This window comes from Amycolatopsis kentuckyensis, assembly GCF_002155975.1.
Taxonomy (GTDB): Bacteria; Actinomycetota; Actinomycetes; order Mycobacteriales; family Pseudonocardiaceae; genus Amycolatopsis; species Amycolatopsis kentuckyensis.
Genome location: NZ_MUMI01000614.1, coordinates 1 through 10,829 on the forward strand (window position 1 = coordinate 1; position 10,829 = coordinate 10,829).

Genomic DNA, 10,829 nt, shown 5'->3' on the forward strand with positions numbered 1-10,829 from the left:
GGGCGCGGTACAGCTCGACGGCGATCCGCTCGGGCCGGACCTCGGCGGTGCCGTTGACGAGCAGGGCGGTCGCGACGGCGTGGGCGAAGGGATTGGTCAGCGCCCCGTCGACCACGGGCTGCCCGCCCACCCGGCGGCGGCCGGCCCACTCGGCGCGGGCGAAGTACCGGTCCCGCCGGATCCACGCACCGGCGGCGGCGACGCCGGTGACCGTGCCGATTTCGCCGGCCTCGATCGCCGCCCGCACCACGGGCACGGCGGCGGAGCCGAAGCTCTGGAAGCCGGTCTGGCAGGCGCGGCCGCGGGCGAGTGCGGTGAGTTCGGCGAAGGCCGCGAGGTCGAGCACCGGCGGCTTCTCGACGAGCAGGTGACAACCCGCGGTGAGCGCGAGTTTCGCGAGGGGCAGGTGCGTGTGCGGCGGGGTAGCCACCACGGCGACGTCCGGGGTGGTGCAGGCGAGCAGTTCGGCCGCGTCCCGGGTGGTCACCGCGCCGCCGGGGAGGAGCGCCCGGGCTTCTTCGGGCGGTTCGCGGATGTCGCACGCGCCGGCCAGGACGAGTTCGCCGCGGTCGTGCAACGCGCGGGCGCGGCGCAGGTGCTGGCCCGCGTAGCCGGCCATGCCGAACACCACCACCTTCGGCGTCATCGGCGGCCACCGGTCGCGACGGCGGCCAAGGCGAGGGGCCCGGCCACCACGAGGGCGAGGATCGGCAGCATCCACACGAGCAGCACCGCAAGCCCGAGCGCGATGGCCAGAAGCAGGCCGTTCGCGGGTGCGGTGGCGGTTTCCCGCGCCGCGGTCGCGATCGCCCGGCGCCAGGCGAGGCCACCCGTGGCCACCACCTCGCAGGTCCGCACCGCGACCACCGCACCCGCCGCCGCCAGCGCCCACAACGCCACCCGCAGGGCGCCCGCCCCCGGCATCGAGGCCACGACCTCCAGGTCCACCGCGACCAGGACCACCGCCGCGAGGCACCCCAGCCCGAAGGGCACCCCGCCACGGGCCGCCCCGCGGAAGTCGGCCCAGAAGGTGGTCCACAGTGGACGTCCGACGTCGTTCCGGACCCGGTCGAGGACCCGGCAGCCCGCCACGAGCGCCGGCGCCGCGGTCACCACCGGCACCGACGCGAGCGCGACGAGCAGCCCGGCCAGCAGGGTGTCCGAGAACTCCCCCAGTCCGGCGCGCCAGGTCGTCCGCACGGTTGCGCTGCGCATCACTTCACCCCTTCAGGCCGCTGGTGCTGACGCCTTCCACCAGCAGCCGCTGGAAGGCGAGGAAGAACAGCACGATCGGGACCAGCGCGAGCGCGGACATCGCGAACATCGCACCGAAGTTCGACTCGCTGCTGGTGTCGACGAACAGCCGCAAGCCCAGCGGCACGGTGAACTTCTCCGTGTCGTTCAGGTACACCATCTGCGTGAAGAAGTCGTTCCACGTCCAGATGAACGTGAAGATCGACGTCGTGACCAGCGCCGGTTTCGACAGCGGCAGCACCACGTGCCAGAACGTGCGGTAGACCGAACAGCCGTCGATGATCGCCGCTTCGTCGAGCTCGCGCGGGATGCCCCGCATGAACTGGACGATCAAGAACACGAAGAACGCCTCGGTGGCCAGCAGCTTCGGCAGGATCAGCGGCACGAACGTGTTGACCAGGCCGGCCTGCTGGAAGATCACGTACTGCGGGATCAGCGTGACGTGGTAGGGCAGCATCAGCGTCGTGATCATGAACGCGAACAGCGCGCCCCGGAACCGGAACTTCAGCCGGGCGAAGGCGAACGCGGCCAGCGAGCACGACAGCACGTTCGCCGCCACCGACAGTCCGGCCACCAGGAACGAGTTGAGGAAGAAGCGGCCGAACCCGACGTCCGCCGCGCCCTCCCAGCCCTTCGTGTAGCCGTCGAAGACGAACCGGGTCGGCAGCAGCGCCAGCCGGGACAGGATCTCGTCCGGCGGCTTGACCGACGCGAACGCCAGCCACACCAGCGGGTACAGCACCACGGCGACGATGACCAGGCACAGCACGTGCCAGCCGAACGACCGCGCCGTGCGCGGCAGCACGGTCATTTCTTGTCCTCCGCGTCGTCGTAGAACACCCAGAGCTTCGCGGTGCGGAACACGATGGCCGTCACGATCGCGATGACCACCAGCAGCACCCACGCCATCGCCGACGCGTAGCCCATCCGGAAGTCCTGGAAGCCGACCTCGAACAGGTAGAGCGTGTAGAACAGGTCCGCGTCGGCCGGGCCGCCGCGGCCGCCGCCGATGACGAACGCCGGGGTGAACGCCTGGAAGGCGTGGATCGCCTCCATCACGAGGTTGAAGAAGATCACCGGCGACAGCATGGGCAGCGTGATGTGCCGGAACCGGCGGAACGCGCCCGCGCCGTCGATCGCGGCCGCCTCGTGCAGCTCCGCCGGGATCTGCTTGAGGCCGGCCAGGAAGATCACCATCGGCGCGCCGAACTGCCAGACCCCCAGCAGCACGATCGAGGCGAGGCTGAACTGGGGGTCGTCGACCCAGCTCGGCGTGTGCCAGCCGAAGAACGCCAGCACCTCGTTCACCGGGCCACCGCCCATGAACAGCGCCCGCCACACCAGCGCGGCCGCGACACTCGCGCCGAGCAGCGACGGCGCGTAGAACGCCGCCCGGTAGAAGCCGTTGGCCCCGCGGCGGGTGTTGAGCAGCATGGCCACCAGCAGCGACACCGTCAGCTTCAGCGGCACCGAGACCAGCACGTAGATCAGGGTGACCTTGACCGACTGCAGGTAGCGGTCGTCGCCGGTGAACATGTGCGCGAAGTTGCCGAACCCGACCCACTTCGGCGAGGTGAACATGTCGTAGTCGGTGAACGACAGGTAGAGCGAGACCACCATCGGGCCGACGGTCAGCGCCACCGCGCCGAGCAGCCACGGCGTCAGGAAGGCGAACGCCTCCGGCTGGCTCTTGCGGCGGCGCCCGGCCGGCCGGCCCCGGCGGCCGCGCGCGGCGGGCGCCGGGGGCGCGACCGGCGGGTCCGGCGTGCGCAGGGTCGTCATCGGCTAGGACAGTCCCTTCTGGGCTTCGGTCATGAACCGGTTGACCGCGTCGTCGATGCTCATCCGGCCGAACGCGACCTCTTCGTACGTGCGCTGCAGCAGCTTCTGGATCGCGCCGGCACCCTTCGGCGGCACCGGCGGCGCGGCACCGAGCTTCGGTTCGAGCGCGGCTTCGTAGTCGTAGAGGGTCTTGTCGTTGCCCTTGGCGTTCGCGGCCAGCTGCGCGCGGACCTTGAGGTTCGGCGCCAGGCCGCGGTCGGTGCCGACGATCTTGCCGACCTCGGGGTCGTTGACCAGGAAGTCCACCAGTTTCGCCGCCGCCTCCTGCTGCTGGCTGCGGGCGGAGACGGCCAGGAACATCGACGGCCGCCGGTACTGCCCGGTGTCGCCGTTCGCGCCGGTCGGGTACGGCGCCACGTTCAGCGGCTTGCCGTTCGCCTTCTGGTACGCCGGCAGCAGGTTGTCGTAGGCGAACTCCGAGCTGGTCAGCTTCTTGCCCAGCGGGGCCTGCTCGGGCGAGGTGTTGTAGGACGCCGTGACGTCGGCGGGCGAGGCGGCCTTGGTGTCGCGGAACTTGCTCGCCAGCTGCCAGTAGCTGCGCAGGTCGTCGGCGGTGAAGCCGAGCTTGCCCTCGGGGGTGTAGAACTGCTTGCCCTGCTGGCGCAGCCAGATCTCCAGCGTCGTGTCGAGGATGCCGAAGTCGGTGACCCCGCGCGCCGAGCCCGCCGTGCCGACCTTCTGGGCCACCTCGGCGAACCGGTCCCAGGTCATCCCCTTCGCCGGGTCACCACCGGCCGCCGTGAACGCCGCCGGGTCGTAGATCATCGCCGGGGTGTTCTGCGCCCACGGCACCGCGTAGCGCTTGCCCTGGTAGACGCCGGTGGCCGCCAGCTCCGGGTTGACGTCGGCGAGCGAGATCGCCTTGCCGGCGCCGGAGTTCAGGTCGGCCAGCACGTTCCGGCCGCCGTATTCGGCCAGGTAGCGGCTGTCGACGTTGAGCACGTCCGGCGGCTTGCCCCCGGCCGTCTGCGTCGCCAGCTTCTCCCAGTAGGCCGCGTACGCCGAGAACGACGTCTGCACCTTGATGTTCGGGTTCTTCTGCTGGAAGAGCTCGACGGCCTTCTTCGTGAGGTTCGCCCGCCCTTCGCTGCCCCACCACACGAAGTTGATGGTCACGTCGCCGCCGCCACCGGAGTCCGAGCCGCAGGCGGCCACCCCCGTCAGCAGCAGCGGGACCACCACGGCCAGCGCGGCGACACCCCGTCCCCTGGTCCTACGCTCTGTTGTCCGCCCCATCGAACTCTCCGTCCTCAGCCGGTCAGCACTTTTCTGAAAACGCTGTCAGCGCGCTCACGGTAGGCAGTGCGCGACACCGGTGTCAACGGCCAATTCGGGACAATAGCCCTTGTGCAGCAACGCTTTCGGCGTTCGGAGGGCAGGCCGAGAAAGCGCTTACCGGAACCGGGTCGATGGCCGGGCCGTCAGCGCGATGAGCACCGTCGCTAGCCGGTGCGTTCGGCGGCCGCGCCGCCTGCCCGGCGTCGCGCGGCACTCGCCCACGGGACGCCGATTTCGGAGAACAGCGCCAGCCGATCCGCGGCGACGGCGACCTCTTCGCCGATCCCGCGCACGACCGGGTGCCGGCTCGCCCCTTCGCCGACGGTGCGGATCCAGCCGGCCGGGATCCGGGACGGCGACGGGGCGTCCCGCACCGCCTCGACCACCGAGGCGAACGCCCTGGTCCCGGCCAGCGGCGCGAGCAGCGGCACGCCGTCCGGGTCGAGGTGGTGGGCGATCAGGTTGCGCAGCAGGTCGGCCGGTTCGCCGAGGTGGCACCGCTCGTCGTCGATTTCGAGGCGGTGGCTCTTGTACCAGAACTTCGCGCGCGCCCGCTCGCCGTGCACCACGACGTACGGCTCGTGGTCCTGTTCGGCGCACAGCGAAGCGGCGACGACGATCTCGGGCCCGTCGGCGAACCGGATCCGCAGGCAGGCGGTGTCGTCGGCCTCGATGTCGCGGGTGCCGTAGAGCTCGAGGGCGATCTCCGCCGGGTCGCGCCCGGCGACCCCGCCGACCAGCAGCGCGGTGGCCACCGCGTGGGAGAACGGGTTGGTCAGGGCGCCGTCGACGACGGCCTCGCCGTCGAGCCAGCGGCGGCCGGCCCACGGGTTGCGGCGGTAGTAGGCGTCGGTGCGGATCCACGCACCGGCCGCGCCGACACCGATCACGTCCCCGAGCTTCCCGGCGGCGATCGCCGACCGCAGGACCGGCAGCACCGGGGAGCCGAAGCTCTGGAACCCGGTCTGGCAGGCCGCTCCGGTCTCCGCGGCCAGCCGCGACAGCGCGGTGAAGCCGTCGAGGTCGAGCACCGGCGGGGTCTCCAGCAGCAGGTCGCTGCCCGCCCGCAGCACCGCGGCACCGGCCTGGACGTGCGCGTGCGGCGGCGTCGCGACCACGGTGATGTCGGGACGGCAGCGGCGGAGCAGGTCTTCGACACTCGGGTGCGCGGTGCCACCCGGCGGCAGCAGCGCCGCGGCGGCAGCCGACGGGGGCCGGATGTCGGCCATGCCGGCGAACCGGACCAGGCCTTCGTCGTGCAGGATCCGCGCGCGGTGCAGGTAGCTGAAGGCGTAACCGGACGTGCCGACGACCGCCAGCCTCGGCGGGTCCGCCACGGTGCGGCTCCGGCTCCCCGACATGGATCTCCGATCGGCGGGACCCGGTGCGGGGCCGCGCGGAACTGACGAATGGGGTCAGGCTCTGGGAGAAACTTCCGGTCGCCACCGTAGGGCGTGCGCGACAAACGTGTCAATCATCAGGACAGTGCCGTCGAAATCGTCGAACCGCCGATACTCCGAATGGCCGTGCCCGTTTCGAGATAGCGCTTACTGGAATAGACCAGCTCCGGCTGCAAGTCGCGGCTGAAGGTTTGCAGGATTTGTTGACAACGCTCTCGGGCGTTTCCATGATGTTGCTCAGTGCCTGCCGAGGAGTTGCCGTGACCGTGACCATTCACGACGTCGCCCGCCGGGCCAACGTGTCGATCTCGACCGTCTCGCGCGCGTTCACGTCCCCCGACCTGGTCCGCCAGCAGACCCGCACCCGGGTGCTGGCCGCGGCCCACGAGCTGGGCTACCACGCGGCCGGCGCGCCGCAGCCGGGGCCGGCGGCGCGCACCGGGCACATCGGGATCGTGGTCTCCGACCTGGGCAACCCGTTCTTCACCGGCGTGCTCAACGGCGTCCAGGCCCGCGCCCGGCAGGACGACATCGCGGTGCTGTTCGCCAACAGCGACGAGGACCCGGCGATGGAGCAGAACCTCGTGCGCCGGATGGCCAAGCAGGTCGACGGCGTCGTGCTGTGCAGCCCGAGCATGACCGACGACCAGCTGCGCGCACTGGCCGGGCAGACGACCCTGGTGCTGCTCAACCGGGAGGTGCCCGGGATCCCGTCGATCGTGATGGACGCCGCGGACGGGATGCGCCAGGCGATCGAGCACCTCGCCGCGCTGGGCCACCGCCGGTGCGCGTACCTGGGCGGGCCGCGGGCGTCGTGGGCGAACCGCGCCCGCAAGCAGGGCTTGGCGGAGACTGCGCAGAAGCACGGCACGGACGTCGTCGAGTTCGGCCCGTTCCCGCCGGTGTTCGAGGGCGGCCTGCAGGGTGCGGACCTGGCCCTGGCGGCGGACGTGACGGCGATCGTCGCCTACAACGACCTGGTCGCCTTCGGCGCACTGGCGCGGCTGAACGCCCGCGGGGTGCCGGTACCGGACGAGATCAGCCTGGTGGGCTTCGACGACCTGGTGTTCGCGGCGATCTCGGCGCCCCCGCTGACGACGATCGCGATGCCGACGGAGGCGGCGGGCCGCGCGGCGGTGACGATCCTGCTGGGACTGCTCGACGGCGAGGCCGACGAGCACACGACGCAGGTGCTGGACACCCACCTGATCGTCCGCGCCACCACGGCCCCACCGTCGTGACCGCGCCGCCGCCGGGCTAGACGAGTAATGCGTAAGTCTGGGTGGTGACCGGAGACGGACGATAGGGTGTCCAAGATCCGTTTGTGACGACAGACCTGAACACCCTTCTCACCGCACTCTACGTCAAGATCGACGACCACCTCGCAGGTCGGCGCCGGATGGGCAGACCACCGAAGCTCACCGACGCTGAACTGATGACCCTGGCCGTGGCCCAGGCACTGCTGGGGTTCACATCCGAGGCACGCTGGCTGCGGTTCCTGCCCGCCCGAATGCCCGGCGCGTTCCGCTACCTGCCGGGCCAGTCCGGCTACAACCGCCGGCTACGGGCCGCGTTGCCGCTGGTCAAGCAGGTCATGCGGTGGCTCGCGGTCGACACCGACCTATGGACCGACACCACCTGGATCGTTGACTCCACCCCGGTGGAGTGCGGCCGGTCCCGGCCCACGGTCAAACGCTCGGAGTTGGCCGGCTGGGCCAAATACGGCTTCTGCCGCTCGCATTCGCGTTGGTTCTGGGGCCTGCGGCTGCACCTGGTCTGCACCCCGGCCGGACTGCCGATCGCCTGGGCGCTGGCCGATCCGAAGGTCGACGAGCGGCAGGTGCTCATGGCCATCTGCGACCACGAACCTCGCCTGCTCACCGACCGCCCCGGCCTGCTGATCATCGCCGACAAGGGCTACATCTCCGCCGAACTCGACCACTTCCTCACCGAGCGCGGGGTCCAGCTGATCCGGCCGTCCTACCGCAACCGCACGCCCCACCCCGGCGAACCGCTGCTCAAGTCCATCCGCCAGCTCATCGAATCGGTCAACGACACCCTCAAAGGCCAACTCAACCTCGAACAGCACGCCGGACGCACCATCGAAGGCGTCGGCGTCCGCATCGCCCAACGACTCCTGGCCCTCACCGCCGCCATCTGGCACAACCGCGCCACCGGCCAGCCCATCACCCGATCCCTGACCGCCTACGACCACTAACCGAGTTACGCATTACTCGTCTAGCCGCCGAAGACGTGCCGGTTCAGGAAGGGGTTGCGGAACTTGCCCTGCGGATCCAGCCGCTCCGCCAGCGCCCGGAACTCGGCCAGCCGCGGGTACTCCCCCGGAACGCCGTGGAAGAGCTTGCCCCAGTGCGGGCGCGCGCCGAACGGGGCCAGGCGCTCCTCGAGCACCGGCAGCACCGCCTCCACCTCGGGCTGGCGCGGCTGCCAGGTGAAGTGCAGGGCCACCCGGTCGCCGCCGTGGCAGGGGCTGAGCCACAGGTCGTCGCCCGCGATCGCGCGGATCTCCGAGACCAGCAGCAGCGGCGCGACGAGGTCGCCGAGCTCGCGGACCGCGCGGATCGCGGCCACCGCGTCCCGGTACGGCACGAAGTACTCCGACTGCAGCTCGTCCCCGACGCTCGGGGTGAACGCCAGCGCGAAGTGCGGGAGCCGCTCGTGCCACGGGCCCGGCACCCCCTGCTGAGGCGTGCAGTTGTCCGCCGGGATGCCGGCGGCGTGCGCCGGGTGCCGGGGCCCGTCCGCCGGGACCGCGCCGAACAGGCCGGTGCGCCCGCTGCCCTCGCGGCTCTTGACCCACACCTGGTCGATCCGGTCGTTCGCCCAGTTCGTGAACATGCTGACGCTGTAGCCGGCGTCTTCGATCTCGTCGAAGTTCTCGTACGCGGCTTCCCACGGCAGGTCGTCGAACACGTCCTGGCGGATGTCGAACGCGGGGACCACGTCGAGGGTCAGCCGGGTGACGACGCCGACCGCGCCGAGGCCCACGACCAGGCCCGGGAACTCCGGGTCGGCGCGGGTGAAGGTCCTCAGCGAGCCGTCGGCGGTGACCAGCTCGATCCCGGAGACGGCCGCGGCCAGGCCGGGCTGCCGCCGTCCGGAGCCGTGGGTGCCGGTCGCGACGCTGCCCGCGACCGTGATGTGCGGCAGCGAAGCCAGGTTCGGCAGCGCGAAGCCCGCGTCGTGGAGTTGCTGCGCGAAGTCGCCGTAGCGGGCCGAGCCGCCGACCGTCACGGTGCCGTCGCCGAGCTCTACTCCGGTGTCGAGGGCGCGCAGGTCCAGCAGGAGCCCGCCCGGGGAGTCCGCGATCGCGTTGAAGCAGTGCCGGCTCCCGAGGGCCTTGACGTGCGTCGCGCCGGCGACGGCTTCCTGGACCTCGGCGACGGTCCGCGGCGTGGTCACCGCGTCCGCGCCGTACGTGAGGTTCCCGGCCCAGTTCGACTCGCCCACCCAAGATGTCCTTCCGCCGCATGAGATCCACTCCCGACCCTACGCGGCCGCTGCGCGCCGGAAGTCCCGCGTCCGGTTCGGACGGCCGCGGCGCCGGGTCTTGCTCCTCCCCGGTGGATCGTTCCGGCCCTGGTTCAGCGGGCCGGGATGATCGCCTGGTGGGGGCCGCCGAGGCCGTGCGGGCTGAGCAGCCGGCCCATCCGCTTCGGCATCCGCAGCGTGATCGCGCGGTCGAGGACCCGCGCGCCGGGAGCGGCTTCCGCCAGCCGCGTCTCGTAGTCCGTGCAGTCGGCCGGCACCCGCAGCCACGCCGAGACGACGAGGTTGCCCTCCCCCACCACCGCGGCCGAGAGCCGGGTCTCCGGCAGCTGCGCGATCGCGGTGCCGGCGCGATCGAGCTCCGTCGCGCGGGCGTCGAGGCGGTAGCCCGCGATCACCGGCCAGCCGGCCGGGACGTGCGCGAGGTCGCAGCGGAAGTCGAGCTCGTGGTTGCGCAGCATCCGCGCCAGCGTGCGCCGCACCGCCGACTCGCTCATCCCGCAGTCGCGGGCCAGCACGGCGTAGCTGCGCCGGCCGTCCTCGCCCAGGGACTCGACCAGCGCACGCAGGTCCCGGTCGTTCCACTGCTGCGGGACGACGAGCCGGGCCTGCACGGCGGTGTCGTCCAGGACGGCCCGCTGCTCGGGGGCGAGCGCGTCGAGCAGCCAGCCGCTGCCTTCCCGGTAGACGCGGGTCGCGACGGCGAACCGGACCTCCCGGACCCCGGGCAGCGCGCCGATGCGGCCGGTGACCAGCGCGTCCAGCGCGTCGAGGTCACGGGCGGCCAGGCCGAGGAACAACGCGAACCGGCTGGTGGTGCGCTCGACGCTGAACACCGACGGCCACCCGCACAGCTCGCGGGTCAGTGCGCTGAGCGCGTCCGGGCGGCAGGCGAGGTCGACGTAGCCGACCGTGGTTGTCGGCGGTGTCGAGTAGGCGGTGAGCCAGGCCAGGCCGGCGGCTTGCAGCCGCTCCCAGCGGCGGGCCGCCGTCGTCGCGTCGGTGCCGACGGCGGCGGCGATGCGCGTCCACGGCGCCCGCGGGTCGCGCTGGAGCGCCTCCACCAGCGCGAGGTCGGACGCGCTCAACCCCGAGCGCGCCCCTTCCGGCGACGCACCGGGCGAAACGGGCATGGCGCATTGTGACCTGATCATGATCGGCTGCCAAGGGACCGCCGGAGGCTCCGGCGGCCCCTCGTCGTCCTACCGCCGCCGCAGCCGCGGCACCGCGGCCGCGCCGGCCGCCAGCACCAGGACACCGCCGAGCACGAACGGCAGCGCGGGGACGTCGCCGGGGTCCGCGGCGGGCACCGCGCGCTCCCGGCCGCCGTAGCCGCCGCCCGCGCCGTCGCGGTCGTAGGCCGAACCCGGGAGTTTGTCCGCGTACCGCTCGTGCAGCGCGGAGCGGTACTCCGCCAAGGACAGCTTCGAGCCCGGGGCGAGGCCGGTGACCGAGCCGTCCAGGACGGTCACGGCGTCGCCGTGCACCGCGTACCAGGCGTTGACCTGCGGTTCGTGCAGGAGGTAGCCACCGGCCGCGGCCTGG

The 10,829-nt window shown here is 72.0% G+C and carries 10 protein-coding genes and 1 pseudogene; 2 read left to right on the forward strand and 9 right to left on the reverse strand.

Annotated features, from left to right (window positions below; all coding sequences use genetic code 11):
- The 6 genes from CCN39_RS43725 to CCN39_RS43750 form a co-directional block, all read right to left on the reverse strand.
- Positions 1-646: Gfo/Idh/MocA family protein (locus CCN39_RS43725; protein WP_143264384.1), on the reverse strand; the 646-nt coding region annotated here is incomplete at its 3' end.
- A complete protein-coding gene (locus CCN39_RS43730; RefSeq protein ID WP_086852601.1) occupies positions 643-1,215 on the reverse strand; it encodes a YesL family protein in 573 nt (190 codons plus the stop codon). The genes CCN39_RS43725 and CCN39_RS43730, both read right to left, overlap by 4 nt.
- A gap of 4 nt (positions 1,216-1,219) precedes the next feature.
- Positions 1,220-2,065 (reverse strand): carbohydrate ABC transporter permease, encoded by an 846-nt coding sequence (locus CCN39_RS43735; protein WP_086852584.1) that lies wholly within the window; start codon positions 2,063-2,065, stop codon positions 1,220-1,222.
- A complete protein-coding gene (locus CCN39_RS43740) occupies positions 2,062-3,036 on the reverse strand; it encodes a carbohydrate ABC transporter permease (RefSeq protein ID WP_086852586.1) in 975 nt (324 codons plus the stop codon). The genes CCN39_RS43735 and CCN39_RS43740 overlap by 4 nt, the downstream gene beginning before the upstream one ends.
- A gap of 3 nt (positions 3,037-3,039) precedes the next feature.
- Positions 3,040-4,332, reverse strand: coding sequence for an ABC transporter substrate-binding protein (locus tag CCN39_RS43745; protein WP_244211283.1), 1,293 nt, complete (start codon positions 4,330-4,332; stop codon positions 3,040-3,042).
- Between the two features lie 206 nt (positions 4,333-4,538).
- Positions 4,539-5,735, reverse strand: coding sequence for a Gfo/Idh/MocA family protein (locus CCN39_RS43750; protein WP_208630647.1), 1,197 nt, complete (start codon positions 5,733-5,735; stop codon positions 4,539-4,541).
- A 299-nt stretch (positions 5,736-6,034) separates the two neighbouring features.
- On the opposite strand from CCN39_RS43750, the gene CCN39_RS43755 reads away from it, so the two are divergent.
- Both CCN39_RS43755 and CCN39_RS43760 read left to right on the forward strand, forming a co-directional pair.
- Complete coding sequence (locus CCN39_RS43755) at positions 6,035-7,015, forward strand: LacI family DNA-binding transcriptional regulator (protein ID WP_086852592.1); 981 nt, start codon at positions 6,035-6,037, stop codon at positions 7,013-7,015.
- An 83-nt stretch (positions 7,016-7,098) separates the two neighbouring features.
- Positions 7,099-7,992 carry an IS982 family transposase gene (locus CCN39_RS43760; protein WP_086852595.1) on the forward strand — a complete coding sequence of 298 codons (894 nt, stop codon included), beginning with the start codon at positions 7,099-7,101 and terminating at the stop codon, positions 7,990-7,992.
- Positions 7,993-8,012: 20 nt separating this feature from the next.
- Here the strand turns inward: CCN39_RS43760 and CCN39_RS43765 are convergent, their stop codons facing one another.
- From CCN39_RS43765 to CCN39_RS43775, 3 genes and pseudogenes are all read right to left on the reverse strand, one after another.
- On the reverse strand, positions 8,013-9,245 hold the full coding sequence (locus tag CCN39_RS43765) for an FAD-binding protein (RefSeq protein ID WP_086852597.1): 1,233 nt from the start codon (positions 9,243-9,245) through the stop codon (positions 8,013-8,015).
- Positions 9,246-9,379: 134 nt separating this feature from the next.
- A complete protein-coding gene (locus CCN39_RS43770) occupies positions 9,380-10,417 on the reverse strand; it encodes an Lrp/AsnC family transcriptional regulator (protein WP_086852599.1) in 1,038 nt (345 codons plus the stop codon).
- 69 nt (positions 10,418-10,486) lie between these two features.
- Positions 10,487-10,829, reverse strand: a pseudogene (locus CCN39_RS43775) (hypothetical protein); the annotation flags it as partial.

Coding starts and splice junctions, on each gene's coding strand:
- CCN39_RS43745 (WP_244211283.1), bottom strand. CDS start 4,332: ATGGGGCGGACAACAGAGCGTAGGACCAGGGGACGGGGTGTCGCCGCG.
- CCN39_RS43770 (WP_086852599.1), bottom strand. CDS start 10,417: ATGCCCGTTTCGCCCGGTGCGTCGCCGGAAGGGGCGCGCTCGGGGTTG.
- CCN39_RS43750 (WP_208630647.1), bottom strand. CDS start 5,735: ATGTCGGGGAGCCGGAGCCGCACCGTGGCGGACCCGCCGAGGCTGGCG.
- CCN39_RS43735 (WP_086852584.1), bottom strand. CDS start 2,065: ATGACCGTGCTGCCGCGCACGGCGCGGTCGTTCGGCTGGCACGTGCTG.
- CCN39_RS43730 (WP_086852601.1), bottom strand. CDS start 1,215: ATGCGCAGCGCAACCGTGCGGACGACCTGGCGCGCCGGACTGGGGGAG.
- CCN39_RS43740 (WP_086852586.1), bottom strand. CDS start 3,036: ATGACGACCCTGCGCACGCCGGACCCGCCGGTCGCGCCCCCGGCGCCC.